The sequence below is a fragment of the Pseudomonas bubulae genome (genome assembly GCF_900618535.1).
Classification (GTDB): Bacteria; Pseudomonadota; Gammaproteobacteria; order Pseudomonadales; family Pseudomonadaceae; genus Aquipseudomonas; species Aquipseudomonas bubulae.
On record NZ_UYJA01000004.1, the window covers coordinates 237,010 to 260,959 of the forward strand.

General features: G+C 60.5%; 19 protein-coding genes. 8 read left to right on the forward strand and 11 right to left on the reverse strand.

Features of this window, described 5'->3' with window-relative positions:
• Positions 1-86: 86 nt before the first annotated feature.
• Positions 87-338: a YfhL family 4Fe-4S dicluster ferredoxin gene (locus PPTH39_RS15595; RefSeq protein ID WP_016782613.1), complete on the forward strand. Its 252-nt coding sequence runs from the start codon at positions 87-89 to the stop codon at positions 336-338.
• 129 nt (positions 339-467) lie between these two features.
• Here the strand turns inward: PPTH39_RS15595 and mutM are convergent, their stop codons facing one another.
• Complete coding sequence (mutM, locus tag PPTH39_RS15600; protein ID WP_130872166.1) at positions 468-1,280, reverse strand: bifunctional DNA-formamidopyrimidine glycosylase/DNA-(apurinic or apyrimidinic site) lyase; 813 nt, start codon at positions 1,278-1,280, stop codon at positions 468-470.
• 150 nt (positions 1,281-1,430) lie between these two features.
• Here mutM and PPTH39_RS15605 point away from each other — a divergent pair, with 150 nt between their 5' ends.
• On the forward strand, positions 1,431-2,627 hold the full coding sequence (locus PPTH39_RS15605) for a class I SAM-dependent rRNA methyltransferase (protein ID WP_094999786.1): 1,197 nt from the start codon (positions 1,431-1,433) through the stop codon (positions 2,625-2,627).
• Positions 2,628-2,794: 167 nt separating this feature from the next.
• Here PPTH39_RS15605 and PPTH39_RS15610 read toward each other — a convergent pair whose 3' ends face one another.
• Positions 2,795-4,486, reverse strand: coding sequence for a DUF4153 domain-containing protein (locus tag PPTH39_RS15610; protein WP_094999785.1), 1,692 nt, complete (start codon positions 4,484-4,486; stop codon positions 2,795-2,797).
• Positions 4,487-4,867: 381 nt separating this feature from the next.
• Here PPTH39_RS15610 and ilvD point away from each other — a divergent pair, with 381 nt between their 5' ends.
• Positions 4,868-6,715: a dihydroxy-acid dehydratase gene (ilvD, locus tag PPTH39_RS15615; protein ID WP_130872167.1), complete on the forward strand. Its 1,848-nt coding sequence runs from the start codon at positions 4,868-4,870 to the stop codon at positions 6,713-6,715.
• A gap of 210 nt (positions 6,716-6,925) precedes the next feature.
• On the opposite strand, the gene PPTH39_RS15620 is transcribed toward ilvD, so the two are convergent.
• Entirely contained in the window at positions 6,926-7,981 is a 1,056-nt protein-coding gene (locus PPTH39_RS15620) for an HAD family hydrolase (RefSeq protein WP_095017836.1), read from the reverse strand.
• Between the two features lie 219 nt (positions 7,982-8,200).
• Between PPTH39_RS15620 and PPTH39_RS15625 the strand changes: the two genes are divergently transcribed.
• Positions 8,201-9,592, forward strand: a complete 1,392-nt coding sequence (locus PPTH39_RS15625) for an L-cystine transporter (RefSeq protein ID WP_083369724.1) — start codon at positions 8,201-8,203, stop codon at positions 9,590-9,592.
• Positions 9,593-9,713: 121 nt separating this feature from the next.
• Here PPTH39_RS15625 and PPTH39_RS15630 read toward each other — a convergent pair whose 3' ends face one another.
• Complete coding sequence (locus PPTH39_RS15630; protein ID WP_130872168.1) at positions 9,714-10,226, reverse strand: dihydrofolate reductase; 513 nt, start codon at positions 10,224-10,226, stop codon at positions 9,714-9,716.
• A 90-nt stretch (positions 10,227-10,316) separates the two neighbouring features.
• Here PPTH39_RS15630 and PPTH39_RS15635 point away from each other — a divergent pair, with 90 nt between their 5' ends.
• Both PPTH39_RS15635 and PPTH39_RS15640 read left to right on the forward strand, forming a co-directional pair.
• Positions 10,317-11,699, forward strand: coding sequence for a DUF2868 domain-containing protein (locus PPTH39_RS15635; protein WP_130872169.1), 1,383 nt, complete (start codon positions 10,317-10,319; stop codon positions 11,697-11,699).
• Positions 11,692-13,056 carry a GTPase/DUF3482 domain-containing protein gene (locus tag PPTH39_RS15640; RefSeq protein WP_094999781.1) on the forward strand — a complete coding sequence of 455 codons (1,365 nt, stop codon included), beginning with the start codon at positions 11,692-11,694 and terminating at the stop codon, positions 13,054-13,056. Before PPTH39_RS15635 ends, PPTH39_RS15640 begins: the two co-directional genes overlap by 8 nt.
• Positions 13,057-13,162: 106 nt before the next feature.
• Here the strand turns inward: PPTH39_RS15640 and PPTH39_RS15645 are convergent, their stop codons facing one another.
• The 7 genes from PPTH39_RS15645 to PPTH39_RS15680 all read right to left on the reverse strand — a co-directional run bounded on the left by PPTH39_RS15645 (position 13,163) and on the right by PPTH39_RS15680 (position 22,221).
• Positions 13,163-13,720, reverse strand: coding sequence for a phosphonate degradation HD-domain oxygenase (locus tag PPTH39_RS15645; RefSeq protein ID WP_130872170.1), 558 nt, complete (start codon positions 13,718-13,720; stop codon positions 13,163-13,165).
• Complete coding sequence (locus tag PPTH39_RS15650) at positions 13,720-14,847, reverse strand: TIGR03364 family FAD-dependent oxidoreductase (RefSeq protein ID WP_130872171.1); 1,128 nt, start codon at positions 14,845-14,847, stop codon at positions 13,720-13,722. Before PPTH39_RS15650 ends, PPTH39_RS15645 begins: the two co-directional genes overlap by 1 nt.
• 139 nt (positions 14,848-14,986) lie before the next feature.
• Positions 14,987-16,009: a putative 2-aminoethylphosphonate ABC transporter substrate-binding protein gene (locus tag PPTH39_RS15655; RefSeq protein ID WP_094999977.1), complete on the reverse strand. Its 1,023-nt coding sequence runs from the start codon at positions 16,007-16,009 to the stop codon at positions 14,987-14,989.
• Between the two features lie 38 nt (positions 16,010-16,047).
• Entirely contained in the window at positions 16,048-17,772 is a 1,725-nt protein-coding gene (locus PPTH39_RS15660) for a putative 2-aminoethylphosphonate ABC transporter permease subunit (RefSeq protein WP_095017840.1), read from the reverse strand.
• 1 nt (position 17,773) lies between these two features.
• Positions 17,774-18,850, reverse strand: coding sequence for a putative 2-aminoethylphosphonate ABC transporter ATP-binding protein (locus PPTH39_RS15665; protein WP_130872172.1), 1,077 nt, complete (start codon positions 18,848-18,850; stop codon positions 17,774-17,776).
• Between the two features lie 217 nt (positions 18,851-19,067).
• Entirely contained in the window at positions 19,068-19,931 is an 864-nt protein-coding gene (locus tag PPTH39_RS15675; RefSeq protein WP_095017842.1) for a LysR family transcriptional regulator, read from the reverse strand.
• Between the two features lie 16 nt (positions 19,932-19,947).
• Positions 19,948-22,221 (reverse strand): heavy metal translocating P-type ATPase, encoded by a 2,274-nt coding sequence (locus tag PPTH39_RS15680; RefSeq protein ID WP_130872174.1) that lies wholly within the window; start codon positions 22,219-22,221, stop codon positions 19,948-19,950.
• 86 nt (positions 22,222-22,307) lie between these two features.
• On the opposite strand from PPTH39_RS15680, the gene cadR reads away from it, so the two are divergent.
• A complete protein-coding gene (cadR, locus tag PPTH39_RS15685; protein WP_094999775.1) occupies positions 22,308-22,757 on the forward strand; it encodes a Cd(II)/Pb(II)-responsive transcriptional regulator in 450 nt (149 codons plus the stop codon).
• Between the two features lie 105 nt (positions 22,758-22,862).
• Entirely contained in the window at positions 22,863-23,903 is a 1,041-nt protein-coding gene (locus tag PPTH39_RS15690) for a DUF5924 family protein (protein ID WP_094999774.1), read from the forward strand.
• The last annotated feature ends 47 nt before the right edge of the window (positions 23,904-23,950 follow it).

The following is a 23,950-nucleotide window of genomic DNA, read 5'->3' on the forward strand; positions in this document are numbered from 1 at the left end:
GTCCGCGTGCACTGCGGGCGCCAATGCGGCACAATTGCCGCATTCGATTTCAGTTGCCCGGGCCGAGCGCCCCGGCCGGAGTACCCATGTCCCTGATCATCACCGACGATTGCATTAACTGCGACGTCTGCGAACCCGAGTGTCCGAACGCCGCCATTTCCCAGGGTGAAGAGATCTACGTGATCGACCCCAACCTGTGCACCCAGTGCGTTGGCCATTACGATGAGCCGCAATGCCAGCAGGTGTGCCCGGTTGACTGCATCCCGCTGGATGAAGCCCACCCGGAAACCGAAGAACAGCTGATGGAAAAGTACCGGGCAATTACCGGGAAGGCCTGATTCATCGTCTATGCGATGTATGTGGGAGCGGGCTGCTCGCGATAGATTCACTGCGATCGACCCGTTCGACCGAGGTGGTTGCATCGCGAGCAAGCCCGCTCCCACAAGAGTTCAGCGCAGGACTGGTGGCTACGTCTGGCAACGCGGGCAAAACACGCTCGCACGCTGGCCCAGTTTGACGTCACGCAGTTCCGTGCCGCAAACCTTGCACGGTTCATAACCACGCCCGTATACAAACAGCTCCTGCTGAAAATAACCGGGCTGGCCATCGCCACCAATAAAGTCGCGCAATGTGGTGCCGCCCCGCTCGATAGCGGCCGCCAGAATCCGCTTGATCTCAATCGCCAGCTTCAAATAGCGTGCCCGGGAAATACTCCCGGCGGCGCGACGCGGGTCAATACCTGCGGCAAACAGCGCTTCGGTCGCATAAATATTACCCACGCCCACCACCACCGCGTTGTCCATGATGAAGGGTTTGACCGCCATCGAACGCTTGCGCGACAGCTGAAACAGCCGCTCACCATCAAACAGGTCGGTCAGCGGCTCCGGCCCCAGGCGCACCAGCAGCTCATGGTTCAGCGGGTCAAGGCTCCAGAGCATCGCCCCGAACCGGCGCGGGTCGGTATAACGCAGGGCCAGCCCGGACTCCAGCTCGATATCCACATGCTCATGCCTGGCCGCAGGTAACCCGGCCTCCACCAGCCGCAGGTTGCCCGACATGCCCAAGTGGCTGATCAATGTCCCAACCTCGGCATTGATCAGCAAATACTTGGCCCGGCGCTCGACCAGCACAATACGCTGCCCCGACAACCGCACATCGAGATCCTCAGGGATCGGCCAGCGCAAACGACGATCGCGCACAATCACCCGACTGACCCGCTGCCCTTCAAGGTGCGGGGCTATGCCGCGGCGGGTGGTTTCGACTTCAGGTAATTCAGGCATGGGGGCTCCGCACTCTGGAATAGCTGGCGATTCTAGCGGAAATTTCAGCGCCACTGAGCCCGTGATCCGACGCAATGCGGTGAATCAGCCAAGCCTCAGGGTTGCGTCTAAGGCTATAATCGCGCCCTTTTCAATACCCGGAGCGACGTCATGTCCCTGCCAAGCCTGCGCCTTAAAGCCAATGCCGATCGACGCCTGCGCGCCGGCCACCTGTGGGTCTACAGCAACGAAATCGATGTAGCTGCCACACCACTGAACGGTTTTAAGGCCGGCGACCAAGCGGTACTCGAAACCGCCGGCGGCAAGCCGCTGGGCATCGTTGCCATGAGCCCCAACAACCTGATCTGTGCACGCCTGCTGTCGCGCGACATCAAGCTGCCACTGGACAAGTCGCTGCTGGTACACCGCCTGAACGTGGCCCTGTCCCTGCGTGAGCGTCTGTTCGACAAGCCTTACTACCGCCTGGTCTACGGCGACTCCGATTTGTTGCCGGGCCTGGTGGTTGACCGTTTCGGCGACATTCTGGTGGTTCAACTGGCCTCGGCCACAATGGAACACCACAAAGAAGACGTGATCGCAGCCCTGGTGCAAGTCATCAAGCCAAGCGGCATCCTGTTCAAGAACGACTCGGCTGCCCGTGATGCCGAAGGCCTTGAACGCTACGTTGAAACCGTCTTCGGCCTGGTACCGGAGTGGGTTGCCCTGGAAGAAAACGGCGTGAAGTTCGAAGCACCGGTGATCGCCGGGCAAAAAACCGGCTGGTTCTATGACCACCGCATGAACCGTGCGCGTCTGGCCCCGTACGTCAAAGGTAAACGCGTACTGGATCTGTACAGCTACATCGGCGGCTGGGGTATTCAAGCCGGTGCGTTTGGCGCCAGCGAAGTGTTCTGCGTTGACGCCTCGTCCTTCGCCCTTGACGGTGTTGAGCGCAACGCTGCGCTGAACGGCTTTGCCGAGAAAGTCACCTGCATGGAAGGCGACGTGTTTGAAGCTCTCAAGGAGCTTAAAGCCAACGAAGAGCGTTTCGACGTGATCGTGGCCGACCCGCCGGCGTTCATCAAACGCAAAAAAGACCTGAAAAATGGCGAAGGCGCTTACCGCCGCCTGAACGAGCAAGCCATGCGCCTGCTCAACAAGGACGGCATTCTGGTCAGCGCATCGTGCTCGATGCACCTGCCCGAAGACGACCTGCAAAACATCCTGCTGACCAGCGCCCGCCATCTGGACCGCAACATGCAGCTGCTGGAGCGCGGCGGCCAGGGCCCGGACCACCCGGTGCACCCGGCCATCCCGGAAACACGCTACATCAAGAGCATCACCTGCCGTTTGCTGCCTAACAGCTAAGACGCACATCACCTCGTAGCAGCTGCCGAATGAACGAGGCTGCGTTCGATTGCAAAGCAATCGTAAAACCTGAACTCCCGGTCTGTTAGTTAAACCGCGGGCTCAGGTTTTACGACGGCTGCGCCGCCGAACGCAGCCTTCGTTCCTCGGCAGCTGCTACGGGGGGCTCAAGGCTTGCGAAGCTTCTCCAGCTTCGGCGTCAGCTCAACCTCGCCAATCTGCAACGATTGATAAGTCGGCTTCACCACCTTCACATTGCCCTGGCGGATCTTCTCGATCAGCTCCAGCGCACTCTCATCCCCCAGGTAAGTCCCGGCTCGCCGCCATTTGCCCTGAGCATCACGCTTGAAGAAGTGCAACGGTTCGGACCACTTGTTCTTGGGTAATTGCAGGACCTCCGGCTGCCCGTCCTGATCCAGATCCACGGCCCACAGGGCGCAACCTGGCGCCAGGCACAACTGCCCGTCAAACCCCTTGTCCTCAAACTGCTCACTGCCCTCGACCTTGGGCCCGATCCATTCCAGCAACCGCTCCGACCCTCTGGGGCCATTGCCCGAACCTGCTTCCTTGAGGCGTTTCAGCAAGACTTGCCGCTGCGGCCCGGTCAGTACCAGCCCTTGCTCGACTTGCACCAACAACGCGTCATACGCCTGCTTGCCCTGAGGCCCCAGACGATTGCGCAAGGTATCTGCATCAAAGGTATCCACCGCAGTCTTGCCGCTGAGCAAGCGCTGCACCTGATTGTTCGCACTCAACTTGAGCGGGCTGAACCACGGCGTATGCAACCCCAGCAGCACCACCACGCACAGCAGCGCAATTAGCGGATTGCTGGCGCGCAAGCTGCCCAGCCAGACGGCCCTTGAAGCAAACACGGCCCAAACCGCCGCCAGGCTGTGAACAAAAATAACCAGCACCAGCACCATGGCGAGGATCCGTGACGGGGTCAGGCCGTACTGCTCGATACGCAGCCAGGTCGAATACCCTGCCAACACCACCAGCACCGGTAAACACAGCAGGCACAGGTCGATCACCCGCACCAGCCAGACCGGGTACCCGCTGCCCTGGGTGCCATCCTGAAACACGCCATTGAGCAAAAACAAACTGACCGCCACCAGCCACAGCATGATCGGCGTCGAATAACCGGTATCCCAGATCGGCTCCAGCCCGGTAAAGGGCAAAGCGAAGGTGAACACAATGACAATCAACGCACTCAACGGCAGCAAAAAGCGGCATAGCGCCAGCAGAATCCCGCGCAGCAGCCCGATCACCCGGTCCTTTTCACGCCCCATATGAACGCCCAGGGCAAACACCATCGCCGAACTGACATACATAAACCCGTCAGTTGAGAACAGCTTGTTGAGCGCCACGATGCCGAGCATCTTGAACAGCCCGCCCCACAACAGCAGCAATGCCCAGAACACGCCATTCAACAGCAACCCCAGAAGCACGATAAACACCGTGTCCCAAGCATGGCGAAACAGGTCCTGGTAGCGTGGGTAGCGCCCTTCACGGGTCGGCCAGCTCAGAATAAAAACCGTACACACATAGGTAACGACTACGGCAAAGAAGGTCCAGCTGCCCACCAGCCAACTGCCTGAGCGCCAATACTCATCGCCGTCCCAAAATACCCAGGCACTGATTGACGTCATGACTGCCGTGAGTCCGAGCACCCGCCATACCGTGCCACGCTGGCGGATATTCTCATCCAGCAGCAACAGGTTGATGCCACCCACCAGCACTGCCGTCATCAGGCCATAACGGACTCCCGGCTCGTCTATGGCGGTGCTCAGCCACAGCAACAGCCCTTGCACCAGGCCGATCACCAGATACGTTTTGACAGATCGCTCAAGCGTCAGCATTTGGAACCCTCACTACAAAACCAATCGCACACTATTACTTGATTGCCGTTAAATGGTCGTGCCACTTATTAAAAATAGTTCTTTCCCACACAAAAGCAGGCCAGGCCTTACTAGAGCTGATTGCCTCATGCAGTATCCCAAGTCGTTCATTTGTACCCTGGCGCAACCCTCGGGCCCATTCCCTCCCGCCGCCAGCCGTGTAGAATCGACGCATTCATCGCCAATCATCCCCGGCGGGTTTATGAGCTCAAGCCCAGACGCGCGGCGATCCCGCAGCGTTTACGGCAACTCGCGGATACGTGGTCATTTTCTGTGTGATCCGCCTGTCATTAGAAGCTCACTTCCCTGTTTGTTACCTGATTAGCCGCCCGGAGTTGCTCCATGCCTGACTATCGTTCGAAAACCTCCACCCATGGCCGCAACATGGCCGGTGCCCGCGCTTTGTGGCGCGCCACGGGGATGAAAGATGCCGACTTTAAAAAGCCGATCATCGCCATTGCCAACTCCTTCACCCAGTTCGTACCCGGCCACGTCCACCTCAAGGACATGGGCCAGCTGGTAGCCCGCGAGATCGAGCGCGCAGGCGGCGTTGCCAAAGAATTCAACACCATTGCCGTCGACGACGGCATCGCCATGGGCCATGACGGCATGCTGTACTCGCTGCCTAGCCGCGAGATCATCGCCGACTCCGTGGAATACATGGTCAACGCCCACTGCGCCGACGCCATTGTGTGCATCTCCAACTGCGACAAGATCACCCCTGGCATGCTGATGGCCTCCTTGCGCCTCAACATCCCAGTGATTTTCGTTTCCGGCGGGCCGATGGAAGCAGGCAAGACCAAGCTCGCCAGCCACGGTCTGGATCTGGTAGACGCCATGGTGATCGCCGCCGACTCCAGCGCTTCTGACGAGAAAGTTGCCGAGTACGAGCGCAGCGCTTGCCCGACGTGCGGTTCGTGCTCCGGCATGTTCACTGCCAACTCTATGAACTGCCTGACCGAAGCCCTGGGTCTGGCCTTGCCGGGCAACGGCTCGGCACTGGCTACCCACAGCGACCGCGAACAATTGTTCCTGCAAGCCGGACGCACCATCGTTGATCTGTGCCGCCAGTACTACGTCGAGAACGACGAGTCGGTATTGCCGCGCAATATCGCCAACTTCAAGGCGTTCGAAAACGCCATGACGCTGGACATCGCCATGGGCGGTTCGACCAACACCATCCTGCACTTGCTGGCTGCGGCCCAAGAAGCCGAAATCGACTTCGACCTTAAAGACATCGACCGCCTGTCACGTCATGTGCCGCAGCTGTGCAAAGTGGCGCCGAACATTCAGAAGTACCATATGGAAGACGTTCACCGCGCCGGTGGTATTTTTTCCATCCTTGGCTCGTTGGCCCGCGGCGGCCTGCTGCACACCGATTTGCCGACCGTACACAGCAAGACCATGGCCGAAGGCATCGCCAAATGGGACATCACCCAGACTGACGACGAAGCCGTGCACACGTTCTTCCGTGCAGGCCCGGCCGGTATCCCGACGCAAACCGCGTTCAGCCAGTCGACCCGCTGGGACACCCTCGACGACGACCGTGAAAACGGCTGCATCCGCAGTGTCGAGCACGCCTACTCGCAAGAAGGCGGCCTGGCCGTGCTGTACGGCAACATCGCTCTGGATGGTTGCGTGGTTAAAACCGCGGGCGTCGACGAGTCGATCCACGTGTTCGAAGGCAACGCCAAGATCTTCGAAAGCCAGGACAGCGCCGTGCGCGGCATTCTGGCGGACGAAGTACAGGCCGGCGACATCGTGATCATCCGTTACGAAGGCCCTAAAGGCGGCCCGGGCATGCAAGAGATGCTCTACCCGACGTCGTACCTGAAATCCAAAGGCCTGGGCAAAGCCTGTGCGCTGCTCACCGACGGTCGTTTCTCGGGCGGTACTTCGGGCCTGTCCATCGGTCATGCTTCACCGGAAGCAGCCGCTGGTGGCGCGATTGGCCTGGTGCAGGACGGCGACAAAGTGCTGATCGACATCCCGAACCGTTCGATCAACCTGTTGATCAGCGACGAAGAGATAGCAGCCCGTCGTGCCGAGCAAGACAAGAAAGGCTGGAAGCCGGTGGAAGTGCGTCCGCGCAAAGTCACCACGGCCCTCAAGGCCTATGCGTTGCTGGCCACCAGCGCCGACAAGGGCGCGGTGCGTGATAAAGCGCTGTTGGACAAATTGGTGCCATAAGCCAATACGTTGAACAAAAATCCCGGCCATGTGCCGGGATTTTTGGTTCATACACCAACTCTGTAGCAGTTGCCGTAGGAACGAGGCTGCGTTCGGCGGCAAAGCCGTCGTGAAATCAGACACTTCGGTACATCAGAAATATTGAAGACTCAGGTTTACGACGACTACGTCGCCGAACGCAGCCTTCGTCCCTCGGCAGCTGCTACGTCACTACTGGATCTGATCCGGCTTGACGATTACCCAGTTTTTATCCGCCGTTACCGGCAACCCCTCTTTGGCTTGCGCCGCCGCATTCTTGGCCATCATGCCTTCCAGTTGCGCCATGTATTTGTCTTTGCGGTTGATCCACAAGTGCACCCCGCCCTTGGCCACGTCCACGCCGTGAAATAGCATATAGCCATCACTGGACGGCGTATCGCCGCCCACCAGCACCGGCTTTTTCCACTGGTCGATATAGGTCAGGATCGCCGCCTGCTTGCCCGCCATCCATGTCGCCGGAGTCCACAGATAAGGGGTCAACTCCAGCCCCAGGTTGGCTTTCTCGTTGTATGTACCGGCGCTGATCTGTTTGCGGGCAGTGGTCAGCTCACCAGTTTTGCGGTCCTTGAGCAGCGTACTCACGCCAATCACGTTTTGCGGTTTGACGTTGTAACCGTACTTGGGATCGGCCGCGACCATGCGCACCAGCTCTTCCGAAGCCGCGGTCATGACATAGACCTCAATGCCGTTTTCCATCAGTTTGTTGAACAGTTCGACCTGTCCGGTAAACACCTTGGGCGGCTGAACCTCGGAGGTCTTGACCACATCCCCCTCGAAGTAAGTCACTGGCACCGGTTTGCCCGAGGCCATCAGCTCATCCACGTAACCCTTGAGCTGTTGCAGGGTAAAGCCGGAAAACACCTGGGCCACCCACGGGTAACACACCATGTCGTCCACTTCGCACAAGCGATAGTAGTAACTGAACAGGCTTTCTTTATGTTCGGCAGTGTCTTTGAACGGGATCAGTTTGAGCGACGGGTCGAGACTGTCACGGGTGATCAGGCCCTTGTTTTCCATAAACGGCAGCAGCGCTTCTTCCAGATCGTTGCGGTAGCTGGTGTTATCCATGTCAAAGACCGCGAAATTACCCTTGTTCGCGTTGGCAGCAATCATGGCGTCCAGTTGCCTGGCCTGATCGGCGGGCCAGTGTTTGAGTTCTGTGGCCAACACCTGGCCCGCAAGCCCCATACACAGAGTTAACGCTGTCAGCTTGGCGGTCAGGTTCATCAGCTATGCTCCTAGTCAAAAGCACAGACGCTAACAAACCTGTATGACAGTTTTTGGCTTGGGCACGACTATCATCGTCCTGTCTGCGCCACCTGCTTATTCCAAAAACCTTGGTTGTCATTCCACATCGGTATATTTGTAGATATATCAACCTGTTACGATTTCCGGTTCGCAATAGTTACATCCAAGACTGGTACAAGTCGTCCCCTCGGAGCTTTCATGAATTTCCCGCTGATCCTCAATCTGCTGGTGTTCCTCGCGTTGCTGTTCGGCTTGTCGCTGACCCGCCACACTGCGTGGAGCCTGGCGAAAAAAGTCTTGCTGGCACTGGTTATAGGCGTGGTCTTCGGCCTGTGCCTGCACCTGACCTACGGTACAGACAGCCCGACACTGAAAGCCTCCATTGGCTGGTTCGACCTGGTCGGCAGTGGCTACGTGCAATTGCTGCAAATGATCGTGATACCGCTGGTATTCGCCTCGATCCTCAGCGCCGTAGCCCGTCTGCATAACGCTTCGTCCCTCGGCAAGATCAGCTTCCTGACCATCGGCACATTGCTGTTTACCACCATGATCGCGGCACTGATCGGTATCGGCCTGACCAACCTGTTCGGCCTCACCGCCGATGGCCTGGTGGCCGGTGCTGCAGAAATGAGCCGCCTGCAAGTGATCCAGAGCGACTACGCGGGCAAGGTGTCGGACCTGAACGTGCCACAACTGCTGCTGTCGTTTATCCCGCAAAACCCGTTTGCCGACCTGGCCCGTGCCAAGCCGACCTCGATCATCAGCGTGGTGATTTTCGCGGCATTCCTGGGCATCGCCGCGTTGCAGCTGTTCAAGGACGAGCCGGAAAAAGGCGGCAAGATCCTCAGCGCCATCGATACCCTGCAAGCCTGGGTGATGCGCCTGGTGCGCCTGGTGATGAAACTGACCCCCTACGGCGTACTGGCCTTGATGACCAAAGTGGTCGCCATGTCCAACGTGCAGGACATCATCAAACTCGGCAGCTTTGTGGTGGTGTCCTACATCGCCCTGGCGCTGATGTTTGTGATTCACGGCGTGATCGTGTCGTTTTCCGGGGTTAACCCGCTGCGCTTCTTCCGCAAGGTATGGCCGGTTCTGACCTTTGCTTTCACCAGCCGTTCGAGCGCGGCCAGCATCCCGTTGAGCATCGAAGCGCAAACCCGACGCCTGGGCATTCCGTCTTCGATCGCCAGCTTTGCCGCTTCGTTTGGCGCGACCATTGGCCAGAACGGCTGTGCCGGTCTGTACCCGGCCATGCTGGCGGTGATGGTTGCCCCGACCGTGGGCATCAACCCGCTGGACCCTGTGTGGATCGCATCGCTGGTGGCCATCGTGACCTTGAGTTCGGTAGGCGTGGCCGGTGTGGGCGGTGGTGCAACCTTCGCTGCACTGATCGTGTTGCCGGCCATGGGATTGCCGGTGTCGCTGGTGGCATTGCTGATTTCGGTCGAGCCCCTGATCGACATGGGCCGTACGGCACTGAACGTCAGCGGTTCGATGGTGGCAGGCACCGTCACCAGCCAGATCCTGCACCAGACCGACAAGGCCATCCTGGCTGAAGACGATCATGGTGATCTGGCGCACGCCTAAAAGCTTGCCCTAACCCTCTCCCGGAGGGAGAGGGGATTAAAGGCAAAAGCAGATTTGCGTAACACCACAGATCAGCCCCCTCTCCCTCCGGGAGAGGGTTGGGGTGAGGGGCTTTTTGTAACTAAGCCCTTTCCCACACCTCAAAACTGAACGCCGGCTTGCCCTCTGCAGCCTCGTGCAATTCCTCTGATACCCGTTTCCACTGCGCCTGATCGAACTCAGGGAACCACGCATCGCCTTCCGGGCTCAGGCCCACTCGCGTCAGGTACAACCGGTCGGCATCCACCAATCCCTGGGTGTACAACTGCGCGCCGCCAATCAGCATCACTTCACTGACGCCTTGCTCGATTGCCCACGCCTCGGCACGCTCCACAGCCGCCTCAAGGGATGCAAATACCTCGGCACCTTCAAGCTGCAAGCCGGCCTGACGACTGACCACCAGATTAAGCCGGCCCGGCAACGGGCGGCCCAGCGAATCCCAGGTCTTGCGCCCCATGATGATCGGCTTGCCCAGGGTGGTGGCCTTGAAATATTTGAAATCCGCTGGCAAATGCCACGGCATGCTGTTGTCGACGCCAATCACGCGGTTTTCAGCGAGTGCCGCGATCAGGCTAAGGGGGAGTGTGTTTTTCATGGCGCCGAGGATACCAGAGCCACCCGCGCCGACAGTACCCCGCCTGACTAACAGCGGTTATGCTCATGGCTCACTTGAATGGACTGGCCTGTGAATCAACTTTCCCCATTACAACGCCTCTGGCTGACCGAGACCGTGCGCCTGCGCGAAGAACACGCCGGCCCGCTGGACGATCTTGAAGCCAATCGGCGCGCCCGCACCAGCGCCGGCGACCTGTCCACACGCCTGCAAAACCGCGCCCTCTGGCTGGCGGAACGGGATGGCTTGCTCGCCGCCATGCAGCACTGGCTGCAAGGTGCGCGGCTGGCGCTGCTGGTACTGGCCGTACTGGCGGTGCTCAGCGGCGCCGGGCTGGCCTTTGCCGCCCTGGGCGACGGGCAAACCCCGGTCAATGTGTTCTGGGCGCTGGGCAGCCTGCTTGGCCTCAATCTGATCCTGCTGTTGAGCTGGGCGCTGGGCCTGCTATTTGCCGGTGAACACGGCGCCAGCCTCGGCCGCCTGTGGCTGTGGCTCAGCGAAAAACTCGCCCGCGACGCCAAGGCCGCACAACTGGCCCCCGCCTTATTGCTGTTGCTGCAACGGCGCAAGCTCAATCGCTGGGCACTCGGCACGCTGGTCAACGGCCTGTGGTTGCTGGCGATGCTCAGCGCGTTGGTGATGATGCTGCTGCTAATGGCCACCCGCCGTTACGGGTTTATCTGGGAAACCACGATTCTTGGTGCCGATGTGTTTGTCGCCGCCACCCGCGCCCTTGGCGCCCTGCCCAACTGGCTGGGCATGAGCGTACCCACCGTGGAGATGATCCGCATCAGCAACGACACCAACCTCTATGACAATGAACTGGTGCGTCAGGCATGGGCAGTCTGGCTGGTGGGCGTGGTCCTTATTTACGGGGTGATTCCGCGTCTGCTACTGGCGGCATTCTGCCTGTGGCGCTGGAATGCCGGGCGCAACGCACTGCAACTTGACCTTAATCTGCCCGGTTACAGCCAGCTGCGCGAGCGTCTGATGCCCAGCAGCGAGCGCCTGGGCGTAAATGACATAGCCCCCGAGCAGTTGCATAACGTGCAGGCCGGGCACAGCGACCTGCACACCGATGGCGCCTTGATCGTGGCCATCGAGCTGGACGATCAACACCCTTGGCCACCCACGTTGCCGGCTACGGTCAAGGATGCGGGCATTCTCGACAGCCGCGAATCCAGGCAAAAACTGCTCGAACAAATGACCCGTTTCCCCCCGGCGCGCCTGGCCATTGCCTGCGACCCGCGACGCTCGCCGGACCGTGGCAGCCTGGCGCTGATCGGCGAACTGGCCCGCAGTGCCCGCGAAACCCGCATATGGCTACTGCAAGCGCCCCCCGGCCAGGCACTGGACGCTGATCGCCTGGGCGACTGGCACACGGCGCTGGAGAAACTGGGTTTACCGTTCGCCGCCAGCGCCCCCCTGAACTGGCTGGAGACAGGCCATGACTAAGCCACTGACGCTGGCCGTGGTGGGCCATACCAATGTCGGCAAAACCTCGTTGCTGCGGACCCTGACCCGAGATGTCGGTTTTGGTGAAGTGTCCCATCGTCCCAGCACCACGCGCCATGTCGAAGGCGCACGGCTGTCGGTCGACGGCGAGCCGTTGCTGGAGCTGTACGACACGCCGGGGCTGGAAGATGCCATCGCCCTGCTCGACTACCTTGAGCGCCTCGACCACCCCGGTGAACGCCTGGATGGCCCGGCGCGGGTCGCGCGCTTTCTCGAAGGCAGCGAGGCGCGCCAGCGCTTTGAGCAGGAAGCCAAGGTGTTGCGCCAACTGCTGGCCTCGGACGCCGGGCTGTATGTGATCGACGCCCGCGAGCCGGTGCTGGCCAAGTACCGCGACGAACTCAGCGTACTGGCCAGTTGTGGCAAACCGCTGCTGCCGGTGCTCAACTTTGTCAGCAGCCCGCAACATCGCGAGCCCGAGTGGCGCGAAGCCCTGGCCCGTCTGGGCCTGCATGCACTGGTACGCTTCGACAGCGTGGCCCCGCCCGAAGATGGCGAACGCCGTTTATATGAAAGCCTGGCGCTGCTGCTGGAGCATTCGCGGGGCGCGCTGCAACGACTGATTACCGACCAGGAGGCCCAGCGTGAAGCCCGCAAGCACAGCGCCCTGCGCCTGATTGCCGAACTGCTGATCGACTGCGCCGCTTGCCGACGCAGCGTGGCCAGCGAAAAAACCGCCGAACAACAAGCTACCCAGCAGTTGCGCGAAACGATTCGCCAACGCGAGCAACGCTGCGTAGAAGCCATGCTCAAGCTGTACGGTTTTCGCACCAGCGATGCGGCGGCCAGCGACTTGCCGCTGCTCGACGGGCGCTGGGGCGATGACTTGTTCAACCCCGAGACGCTCAAGCATCTGGGCGTGCGGGTCGGTAGCGGGATTGCCGCAGGGGCTGCGGCCGGGGCTGGCGTGGACTTGATGGTGGGCGGCCTGACGCTGGGCGCGGCGGCGCTGGCCGGGGCCATTGCCGGCGGTGCGCTGCAAACCGCGCGCAGCTACGGCAGCCGCTTGCTGGGCAAGTTCAAGGGCCAGCGCGAGTTGACCGTGGACGACAGCGTGTTACGCCTGCTGGCGTTGCGCCAACGGCAATTGCTGCACGCTCTCAATGCTCGCGGGCATGCGGCGGTGGACAGCATCAAGGTCGCCACCCCGCAGGACAAGACCTGGCGCGAAGGCAAACTGCCCGAAGCCCTGAACAAGGCGCGGGCGCACCCGCAATGGTCGTCGCTCAACCCGCATCCGAAGTTGAGCCAGGCTGAGCGTCAGGAGCAGATTGAGTTGTTGGCCGGGCAGATCTAAGTACCGGCTTACCCCCCGTGGGAGCGAGCCTGCTCGCGATTGGATCATCACTGATACACCGCGTCGTTTGTTTCGCGAGCAGGCTCGCTCCCACAAGAATGGGTACTTAACCCTCTAACAGGCGGACGGCTTTGGCCTTGAGGATTTGCAGGTCGATAACTGGCACATGCATCTGCTTGGCCTGTTCATCCCATACCCGCATGCGCAGGCTCAACCCGCACAACGGGTCCTGCTCGAAGGCATCCGCCTCGGCCTCGCTCATCACCCCGCCCTGATAACCCAGGGTGCGAATGCTCGCCTCACTCAACAAATCGAAATACCCCGGCTGACGCAAAGTCAGGTAACGCTTGGCCTGTACGTGGTATTCCACCAGTTTGGCCAGCCGCTCGCTAAACCCGGCACGGCGCAGATAATCGGCGCCCACCCGCTCATGGCTGACTACACCGTATCCATCCATGTTCTTCGCATCATTGACGCAAAAGTGCCCGATATCGTGAAAGAACGCGGCCAACACCACTTCATCGTCATAACCTTCATCCAGCGCAAGCTGCGCGGCCTGGGACATATGCTCGATCTGTGACACCGGCTCGCCGATGTAATCATCGGTACCGTATTGCCGGTACAAACCAAAAATGTCTTCAACCACTTGCTGTGCGTGTGTCATCACATCTCCTCCAGCATCCGGGCGATATTGCCCTCGGCCATCGCCGGGCCCACGCTCATGCCCACGCCCGTGTGCATCAGCGCCGCATTCAGACCGGGCGCCACCTGCAGCCAGGTAAAAGGCCTGGCCCCTTTGGCACCATAGACGCCCTGCCAGCGCTCGACCACCTGCACTTCACAGCCCAGTGTGTCTTCGCACAGTTGCAGCATCCAGTTATCCACCTGTTCGCCGTTGAAGGGTGAGGGATCCTCACTGTAATCATGAGAATCGCCGACGATCAAATCACCATAAGGTGTCGGGCTGATCAGCAGGTGAATGCCGTGCTGCTCCAGATGCGGGCTGTCACGCAGGATTTCGGCCTGCACTGGCGCCGCTTCGGGCAAGTCGGCAAAAGCGCCGTAATGCACACAGCTCAGGCCGGTCAGCAGGGCGTGTTGCAGCCTCAAGTTGACCTTGGGCCGCACGCGCAGCATTTGCAGGCGACAGATCTTCGGGTTGAGCCGGGCCAGTGGCTCGGCCAGCAGGGTCAGGTAATCGTGCCCCGAGCACACAATCACCTGCGAACCCTTGAAACTCCCCGCCGTGGTATGGACCTGACCGGGTTCGACTTCGCGCACCAGGGTCGAAAAATGAAATTCGACGCCCAGCTCACACTGCAAATAGTTGATAAGGGCCGGGATGGCTTCGCGCGAATACACCTGCTGGTCGTCAAGGCCATGCAAAGCGGCGCGATGATGGCTGAACTGGCCACCGTACAGCGCATCCATTTCTGCACCGCGCAATAATTCGGCGCGGTAGCCGAACTCGCGTGCACGACCTTGGCAGAACGCCTCAAGCAAGTGCTCTTCGGCTTCGGTGCGGGCGAACAGGTACGAGCCGTTGCGCTTGAGCTCAAAGCCTGCGCGCTGCGCCCAGACTGCCCAAATGTCGCGGCTGGCACGGGCCAGATCGAGCATCACGCCCGGTGGTTGGCCGGTGACCAGCGCCTGGCCGAAATTGCGCACCGAGGCGCCCAGTGGCGTGGCGGTGCGTTCGAAGACGCGTACCTTGAGACCGCGTCTTGCAGCGGCGTAGGCGTGGGACAAGCCCAGAATGCCGGCGCCGACGATAAGGATTGGTTGAGTCATCACGATGTCCTGAAGGGCAACTTCACTTCCCTTGTGGGAGCGGGCTTGCTCGCGATACAAGCGCCGCGGTGCGGCTGTCCAACCACAGCGATCCAATCGCGGGCAAGCCCGCTCCCACAGGTCTTTTGTGGCTACAAAACTACTGCGCCGCTTTCTCGGACTTGCCGTCATAGCGTTTGCGCCACTCGGCCAGGATGCTGTCGCGATTCTGCGAGGCCCAGGCGAAGTCGTTCTTGATCAGGCGCTGCTCGTAGTCGGCTGGCAGCTCGGTCTGTGGCTTGGCGATGCCGGGCTGGGCGAGTACCGCGAAGTTCTCTTTATAAAGCTCCATCGCCGCGGGGCTTGCGGAGAAGTCAGCCAGCTTTTTTGCTGCCTCTTCGTGCGGCGTCCCCTTGATTACAGCCGTCGCTTCGATTTCCCAACCCAGGCCTTCTTTAGGCAACACGATATCCAGCGGTGCCCCCTGACGCTTGAGCTGTACGGCCGGGTATTCAAAGGAGATACCGATCGGGAATTCCCCCGCAGCTGCCAGCTTGCAAGGCTTGGAACCTGAATGAACGTACTGGCCGATGTTCTGGTGCAGGTCGTCCATAAATTGCCAGCCCTGTTTCTCGCCGAAGGTCTGCAGCCAGGCGCTCACATCCAGAAAGCCGGTGCCGGACGAGGCCGGGTTGGGCATCACGATTTTGCCCTTGTATTCAGGCTTGGTCAGGTCCTGCCAGCTCACCGGCTTGCTCAGGCCCTGTTTTTCCGCCTCGATGGTGTTGAAGCAAATGGTCGCGGCCCACACGTCCATGCCCACCCAGGCCGGCGGGTTGGCCGCATCGCGGTAGTTGCCGCCGATCTTGGCCAGGTCCCTGGGGGCGTAGCTTTGCAGCATGCCCTGCTGGTCGAGGATCGCCAGGCTGGATGCCGCCAGGCCCCACACCGCATCTGCTTGCGGACGGGCTTTTTCCGCCAGCAGCTTGGCGGTGATGATGCCCGTGGAATCGCGCACCCACTTGATCTCGATGTCCGGGTTGGCCTTTTCAAAGGCCTGCTTGTAGGTCTTGAGCTGTTCGGCTTCCAGGGCCGTGTACACGGTCAGTTCAGTTTTGGCAGCGAACGCATTGAAGCTAAAAGCAGTGAGGACAGCAGCGGCAAGAGCAAGAGGCTTGAACATGGTGCGGTTCCTTTTGGGGTGTAGGGGCAGGGTTGTTGTTATTGCGCGGGCGCACCCTGGCGCCAGGCCTGGGAGCGGCGCAGCAAACCGCGCGAAGCCCATGCCAGCAGCAAGGACATACCCGCCGAAGTGAACAGGATCAGGGTCGACATCGCCGCCGCGCCGCCAACGTTGCCGGCGTCGTCCATGTTCAGCACCGCCACCGCCGCGAGGATGGTGTCGGGGCTGTAAAGGAAGATCGCCGCCGACACGGTGGTCATCGCCGAGACAAACAGGTAGCGCATGATGTCCAGCAGTGCGGGCAGGCAGATCGGCACGGTGACGCGCCAGTAATGGCGATAGAGCGGCGCCTTGAGCGACAGTGCGGCGGCTTCGAATTCGCCGTCGAGCTGGCGCAGGGCCGTGGTCGCAGTCATTTGTGCAGTGGTCAAATAATGCGCAATGGTGCAGGCCACCAGCAGGGTCATGGTGCCGTAGAGCACATGCAGCGGGTTGCCCGGCAGGTTGAAAAAGAACACGTAGCCCAGTCCCAGCACCAGCCCCGGCACGGCCATCGGCACAAAGCTGAGCATGCGCAGGGCCAGGTTGAGGCCTTTCTGGCTTCTGGTTTTCTCCATCAGATAGGCGCCGGTGAAGATCACCAGGCTGCCAATCACCGCCGTACACAGCGCCATCGTTACACTGTTGCGATAGGCCAGCCAGCCGCCGCCTGCGGTGTCGTTGAACTGGTAGTGGTTGAGCGATAGCGACAGGTTATATGGCCAGAACTTGACCAGCGACGAGTACACCGCCATCCCGAAGACCAGCAGCAGGGTGGCGCAAATCAGCAGCACAATGGCCAGATAACAGCGGTCACGGCCCTTCGACGGCACGGGTTTGAACACCTGGGCGCGGCCACTCATCGAATCGCCATGCTGGCGGCGCAGCCAGGCATCAACGCCGAAACTGAACAGCGCAGGCAACAGCAGGACCATGCCGATCAAGGCGCCGCGACCGAATTGCTGCTGGCCGACCACGGCCTTGTAGGCTTCAAGCGCCAGCACCTGATAGTCGCCACCCACCACCACGGGCACACCGAAGTCGGTGATGGTCAGGGTGAAGACCAGGCAGAACGCGGCAAACACGGCCTGTTTGGTGCCCGGCCAGGTAATGCTGCGAAAGGCCTTGAAAGGCCCGGCCCCCATGCTCGATGCAGCGTCAAACAAACGTGCATCGGCCAGAGACAAAGCCGACAGCAAAATCATCAAGGCGTGCGGGAAGGTGTAGATGGCCTCACCGAGAACGATGCCCCAGAAGCCGTAGATATTGTCGCTAACCAGCCCACGTAACATGCCCTGGTTACCAAACAGATACACCAGCGCGATGCCCGGCAGCATTGAAGGTGCCATCAGTGGCAGCAACGACAACCCGCGCCAGATGCGTTTGCCGGGGATCATGGTCCTTTGCAGGGCGTAGGCAAACAGATACGCCAGCGGTACGACGATGGCCGCCACGCTGAGGGAAACCTTAAGGCTATTACCCAGTAGCCAGTGAAAGTTGGCGCTGGTGACCAGTTCTCGCGCCGCGACCCAGCCGCCGCCCTGGCCGTCTTCGGCACTGAAGCCGCGCCAGAAGATTGCCAGCAACGGCATCAGCACCGCCACGCTCAACAACAGCAGTAACAGCAGCTTGCCGCCGACCACGAAGATACGGTCACCGAGTTCCGCTCTGCTGGCTTGGCGGGACATTTTGCCGGGCAATGGCAGGGCCATTTCAGCGGCCATGTCAGGCAAACACCTGCAGGCTGCCGGGTGGCAGGGCGACAAAAATATCCGGTGTGCCGAGGCGCGGCAGGTCCTGACTGCCGACTTCGGCCGTCAGGGCATGACCCGGCAGGTGGTTGAGTTCGAAGCTCATGCGGCAGCGATTGCCAAGAAAGCTAATTTCCCGAACCCGGGCCGGGAACAGGTTTTCCTGATGCAGCACCGGATTGACGCTGATGGCTTCGGGACGGCAGAACAAACGCCCCGAGGCGGCGCGGCCAGCGTCATCTGCCAGGCGCATGTTCATGCCGCCGACCTGAGCGTGGGTGGCACTGTTGCGCAAAAACGGTAGCCAGTTGCCCTGCCCCACAAATTCGGCGACAAACGGCGTGGCCGGCTTGTCGTAGATTTCTTGCGGGGTGGCGTACTGCTCGACCTTGCCGTTGTTCATCACAGCAATACGGTCGGCCATCAGCATGGCTTCGTCCTGATTGTGGGTGACCATCAGCGTGGTGATGCCCAGGCTGCGCTGCAATTGGCGCAGTTCGGTACATAAATGCTCACGGACGCGGGCATCCAGGGCCGACATTGGCTCGTCGAGCAATAGCAGAGACGGCGATGGCGCCAGGGCACGGGCCAGGGCGACCCGCTGCTGCTGGCCACCGGAAAGCTGACCCGGGAATTTCTTTTCGCTGCCGGTCAGGCCCACCAACTCCAGCATGTCGCCGACGCGCTTGCGCACCACCTCACGATTGCTGCCAGCCAGGCCGTAGGCAATGTTGGCCTCAACAGTCAGATTTGGGAACAAAGCATAGGACTGAAACAGAATCCCGTAATCACGGGCCTGCGGCGCCAGCTCGGAGACATCGCGATCACCCAGGTACAGTGCGCCGTTGTCCTGATGCTCCAGGCCTGCGATACAACGCAACAGCGTGGTCTTGCCGCAACCGGACGGGCCGAGCAGACACACCAGCTCGCCTGCAGCCACCTCCAGCGAGACGTTATCCAGCGCGGTAAAGGCGCCAAAGCGCTTGCTCACATTGCGCACCTTCATCGGCACGCCGGGCTGGGTAAAAGCGGTTGTGTTCGAGCTGTTCATGGATGCACCTCATCAAGCAGATAAGGGCCATCCTAGAGATGCAATGCGTACAAGATGTGGCAGCAAGGCCAAAGCACCCGATAGTGGTATTGGTGGATTTGGGTATGGGTGCAGGGTCATTGTGGGAGCGGGCTTGCTCGCGATGGCCTTACCGCGTTTTGCCTGACAAACCGCATCGTCTGCATCGCGAGCAAGCCCGCTCCCACAGTGGTTGTGGTCAGGCCGGGGCCATTTCCTGCGCCAGCCCCAGAAACGCCGCCGGCAAACGCGCGGCTTTTCGCTCTTTGAGGCAGTACAGGTACTCATGGATCACTGGCGCATTCTCAAGGGTCAGTACCCGTAACTGCGGGTCATGAGGTACTTCCTGGCGAGCGATGATGCTGATGCCGATATTGCGCAGCACCGCTTCGCGGATCGACTCCCGGCTGCCAATTTCCAGCAGCGGACCAAAACTCACCCCGGCATTGGCCAGCAGGTCTTCGGTCAACTGGCGCGTGGTCGAACCTTGCTCACGCATCAACAAGCAATGCCCGGCCAGCGCACTGAGCGGTACATGCTCTAGCTTGGCCAATGGGTGATTGCGATGCACCGCCAGCACCAGCGGATCGGCACCCAGGACGCGGCGGATCAGGCGCGGGTCTTCCACCAGTTGTGAGGAAGCCGCGATATCGACCCGGTATTCGTCCAGTGCCTCCAGCACCTGCTGGGAGTTGCCGATATCCACCGCCACCTCGATCTGCGGCAAGCGTTCGCGAAAGGCTTTGACCAGATCCAGGATGTAATACGGCGCGGTCGCGGCAATGCGCAGCATGCCGGTGCCCTGGCCGCTGTTGCGCAAAAAGAATTCGATATCGGCTTCTTGCTGCAGCAACGCCTTGACCATCGGCAGCAGGCGTACGCCGTCATCGCTGAGGGTCAGGCGCCGGCCGCCACGGTAAAACAGCTCTACACCGTACTGGCTTTCGAGGTTGCGGATTTGCGTGGTCACAGTCGGCTGGCTCAGCCCGAGCTTTTTGGCGGCCTGAGTAATGCTGCCCAGTTGGGCCACCCGGTAAAACGCTTTCAGCTCGGCACTCAGCACAACAGCCCCTCTTGATCTATTTGCGCAACAGGCGCAAACCGTTGAACACCACCAACAGGCTGACGCCCATGTCGGCAAACACGGCCATCCACATGGTGGCCAAACCGAGGAAGGTTACCGCAAGAAAGATCGCCTTGATGACCAATGCCAAGGCAATGTTCTGTTTCAGGATGCTGGAGGTCTGCCGTGACAGGCGAATAAAAGCCGGTATCTTGCGCAGATCGTCGTCCATCAGGGCAACATCGGCGGTCTCGATCGCGGTATCCGTACCTGCCGCGGCCATGGCAAAACCGATCTCGGCACGGGCCAGGGCCGGAGCGTCATTAATGCCGTCGCCCACCATGCCTACATGATGGCCCTTGGCATACAGCGCTTCGATCGCCTTGAGCTTGTCTTCCGGGAGCAGGTTGCCCTGGGCTTCGTCGATACCGACCTGGGCGGCAATGGCGTTGGCCGTGTGAGGATTATCGCCGGTCAGCATCAGGGTCTTGATGCCCAACTCATGCAACTCGCGGATCGCTTCACGGCTGGTTTGCTTGACTGTGTCTGCCACGGCGAACAGCGCCAGCGGGCCTGCGCTGTCGCACAGCAAGATCACGGTTTTGCCCTGTTCTTCCAGCGCAAACAGCTCTGTCTCGAGTTCAGGAGAGCACAGGCCCAATTCTTCAACCAGGCGGTGATTGCCCAGGTGGTAGAGCTTGCCGTCGATTTCGCCACGCACTCCGCGTCCCGCCAGCGCGGTGAAGTTATCCACAGCACTCAAAGGCAGATTCTTATCCACAGCAGCATTAGCCACAGCCAGCGACACCGGATGATCGGAACGGCTTGCAAGGCTGGCGGCCAACAGCACCGCGCTGTCAGTGACCAGCGGATCAAGGGGCAGGTAATCGGTTTGCACCGGTTTGCCGTGGGTGATGGTGCCGGTCTTGTCCAGGGCCAGGAAGTCGAGCTTGTGGCCGCCTTCCAGGTACACCCCGCCCTTGACCAAAATCCCCTTGCGGGCCGCAGCCGCCAGGCCGCTGACGATGGTTACCGGCGTCGAAATCACCAGCGCACAAGGGCACGCCACCACCAGTAACACCAGCGCACGGTAGATCCAGTCAAACCATACGCCGCCCATAAACAACGGCGGGATCACCGCCACTGCCAGGGCAAAGGCAAACACCAGCGGGGTATAGATTTTCGCGAAGCTGTCGACGAAACGCTGGGTCGGTGCCCGGGCGCCCTGGGCCTGCTCTACAGCGTGAATGATCCGCGCCAGGGTCGAGTTGTTGGCCGCTGCCGTCACCCGGTATTCCAGGGCGCCGGACTGGTTGATGGTGCCCGCGAAGACTTTGTCGCCCAGCGCTTTCTCGACAGGCAGGCTTTCACCGGTGATCGGCGCCTGATCGACTGTGGAGTTGCCCGCTACCACTTCACCGTCCAGGCCGATACGCTCGCCCGGCCGTACCCTGACCAGGCTGCCCAGGGCGATGTCTTTGACCTCAAGCTCAATCCAGCTGCCATCCGCCTGCTGCACGGTGGCCTTGTCCGGCGCCATTTGCATCAAGCCACTGATGGCATTGCGCGCACGATCGAGGGATTTGGCTTCGATCAGCTCGGCCACAGTAAACAGGAACATCACCATCGCCGCTTCCGGCCATTGGCCGATCAGCACGGCCCCCGTCACGGCGATGCTCATCAGTGCATTGATGTTCAGGTTGAGGTTTTTCAGGGCGATCCAGCCCTTTTTATAGGTGGTCAGGCCGCCGCTGAGGATCGACACCAGCGCCACCAGCGCAATCACCCAGGTGGGTGCAGCATCGGTAAAGTGCAGCACTTCAGCCGCCAACGCGCCCGCACCGGCAACGGCCAGAGGCCACCAGTGTTTTTTCGCAGGCAGTGCAGGCGGGGCCGCATCCGCACCGGAATTGATGGGCTCGGCGTGCATGCCGAGGGATTTGATTGCGTCGACAATCGGCCCGACGGACGGCAGGTCGTGGGTCACGCCCAATACCCGGTTGATGAGGTTGAATTCCAGTTGCTGCACACCCGCCAGCTTGCCCAGCTTGTTCTGGATCAGGGTCTGCTCGGTGGGGCAGTCCATCGCTTCAATGCGAAAGCTGCTCAGGCGCGCGCCCGCAGTGGCCGCGGCGGCCAGCTTGACGACGCTCGGTCCCGCTGCGCCAGGGCAGCAGCTATGGGCGTGAGCGTGCGTGTCGCCATGCCCATGTTCGTGATCGTGATCGTGATCGTGATCGTGATCGTGATCGTGATCATGCTTGTTCGGTGCGTGAATGGAATCGCTCATCAGATTGCGTCCGGGAAAGGTGCCTGTTGCCAAGTAAAGACCCTGTAGCCACTATAGGGTCAAGCATCCTTTTGGAGATCTGCTTGATGAAAATTGGCGAACTGGCGAAATTGACCGACTGTCAGGTCGAAACCATCCGTTATTACGAACGCGAAGGGCTGCTGCCAGAGCCTGCGCGCAGTGAAGGCAACTACCGTTTGTACACCCAGGCCCATGTTGAGCGGCTGACGTTTATCCGCAATTGCCGCAGCCTGGACATGACCCTGGAAGAAATCCGCAGCCTGCTCAACCTGCGTGACAGCCCCCAGGACCAGTGCGAAAGCGTGAATGCGCTGATCGACGAACATATTCATCACGTCAAGGCGCGGGTCGACAGTTTGCTGGCCCTGCAGGCGCAATTGCTCGACCTGCGGCAAAAGTGTGGCGAGGGGCCGGACGGGGAGCATTGCGGGATTTTGCAGCAGCTGGAAGTCAGCGGCTCGGTCAGCCCGCCGGAAGGCGAGCCCAGCCATGTGGGCAGAAGCCACGGGCATTGATTGCAGGGCGCCGATGCAGGCCTTGGCCCTTCAATCGTGCCGGACGCGGAGCGCCTAAAACGCTATTCTGTCCAGGTTTTCCCCTTACAGAATGTGAACTGCCAAATGCCAGACTGGAACCACTACCTACAGCGCATCCTTGAGTTGATGAAGCGCTATCCAGGGCTGATCGCGGCGTTTGGCTTTTGCTCGGGGGTGGGCAGTTTCATTCTGGTGGACCGCCAGCAAGGCATGGCCCGCTGGATTGCGGTGATCCTGCTGGTGAGCTGGGTCTGGTTGATGCTGGAAAACACCTTCACCCGGCTGTTCAGCCGGGTGTTCAAGCGCGAAATACCTGAACCGCTGCTGCGCTATGCCACCCAGATGATCCACCAGGAAAGTTTTTTTTTCGTCCTGCCATTTTTCTTTATCACCACCACCTGGAACAGTGGCCAACTGGTCTTTACCGGACTTCTGGGCGTGTGCGCACTGATCGCCATCACTGACCCGCTGTATTACAAATGGCTGGCCCCCCGGCGCTGGCTGTTTCTGGCCCTGCACACCCTGGCCCTGTTCGCGGCCATGCTGACGGCGTTGCCGATCATCCTCAACCTCACCACCTCCGAGAGCTACAAACTGGCGCTGGGCACCGCCGTGCTGCTGTCAATTCCCAGCCTGGCCGTGAGCCTGCCGCTGAAAACCTGGCGTGGCTGGCTGGTATTGCCCTTGATAGTCCTGGCCCTGGGCGGCACCGGCTGGCTGCTGCGATCCTGGGTGCCACCAGCTACGCTGTGGATGACCGAAGTGGCCGTCACCACCCAGTTGCAGGACCGCACGCCGGGCGAGAGCATCAAGCACATCAGCGTCAGCGAGCTGCGCAGTCGTGGCCTGTACGCCTATACCTCGATCAATGCGCCCCGGGGTTTGAATGAGCGGATTTACCATGTGTGGCAACTCAACGGCCAGGAGGTCGACCGCATCGCCCTGGATATTCATGGCGGGCGCAAAGAGGGTTATCGCGCCTGGACCCACAAGCAGAATTTCCCACCGGACCCGGTGGGTCGCTGGCAAGTCCGGGTGTTGACCGAGGATGGGCAACTGATCGGCGTTTTGCGCTTCAGGGTTAACCTGGATCAATCTGCGCCTGCGGTTGTTAAGGCAAACTGAAGCACTTTTGCCGGATTGTGCTATTACATAAGGTCTGCGTTCAAACG

Excerpts from the sequence above, each read along its gene's own strand:
- PPTH39_RS15595 (WP_016782613.1), top strand. The coding sequence starts at position 87 with ATGTCCCTGATCATCACCGACGATTGCATTAACTGCGACGTCTGCGAA.
- mutM (WP_130872166.1), bottom strand. The coding sequence starts at position 1,280 with ATGCCTGAATTACCTGAAGTCGAAACCACCCGCCGCGGCATAGCCCCG.
- PPTH39_RS15605 (WP_094999786.1), top strand. The coding sequence starts at position 1,431 with ATGTCCCTGCCAAGCCTGCGCCTTAAAGCCAATGCCGATCGACGCCTG.
- PPTH39_RS15610 (WP_094999785.1), bottom strand. The coding sequence starts at position 4,486 with ATGCTGACGCTTGAGCGATCTGTCAAAACGTATCTGGTGATCGGCCTG.
- ilvD (WP_130872167.1), top strand. The coding sequence starts at position 4,868 with ATGCCTGACTATCGTTCGAAAACCTCCACCCATGGCCGCAACATGGCC.
- PPTH39_RS15620 (WP_095017836.1), bottom strand. The coding sequence starts at position 7,981 with ATGAACCTGACCGCCAAGCTGACAGCGTTAACTCTGTGTATGGGGCTT.
- PPTH39_RS15625 (WP_083369724.1), top strand. The coding sequence starts at position 8,201 with ATGAATTTCCCGCTGATCCTCAATCTGCTGGTGTTCCTCGCGTTGCTG.
- PPTH39_RS15630 (WP_130872168.1), bottom strand. The coding sequence starts at position 10,226 with ATGAAAAACACACTCCCCCTTAGCCTGATCGCGGCACTCGCTGAAAAC.
- PPTH39_RS15640 (WP_094999781.1), top strand. The coding sequence starts at position 11,692 with ATGACTAAGCCACTGACGCTGGCCGTGGTGGGCCATACCAATGTCGGC.
- PPTH39_RS15645 (WP_130872170.1), bottom strand. The coding sequence starts at position 13,720 with ATGACACACGCACAGCAAGTGGTTGAAGACATTTTTGGTTTGTACCGG.
- PPTH39_RS15650 (WP_130872171.1), bottom strand. The coding sequence starts at position 14,847 with ATGACTCAACCAATCCTTATCGTCGGCGCCGGCATTCTGGGCTTGTCC.
- PPTH39_RS15655 (WP_094999977.1), bottom strand. The coding sequence starts at position 16,009 with ATGTTCAAGCCTCTTGCTCTTGCCGCTGCTGTCCTCACTGCTTTTAGC.
- PPTH39_RS15660 (WP_095017840.1), bottom strand. The coding sequence starts at position 17,772 with ATGGCCGCTGAAATGGCCCTGCCATTGCCCGGCAAAATGTCCCGCCAA.
- PPTH39_RS15665 (WP_130872172.1), bottom strand. The coding sequence starts at position 18,850 with ATGAACAGCTCGAACACAACCGCTTTTACCCAGCCCGGCGTGCCGATG.
- PPTH39_RS15680 (WP_130872174.1), bottom strand. The coding sequence starts at position 22,221 with ATGAGCGATTCCATTCACGCACCGAACAAGCATGATCACGATCACGAT.
- cadR (WP_094999775.1), top strand. The coding sequence starts at position 22,308 with ATGAAAATTGGCGAACTGGCGAAATTGACCGACTGTCAGGTCGAAACC.
- PPTH39_RS15690 (WP_094999774.1), top strand. The coding sequence starts at position 22,863 with ATGCCAGACTGGAACCACTACCTACAGCGCATCCTTGAGTTGATGAAG.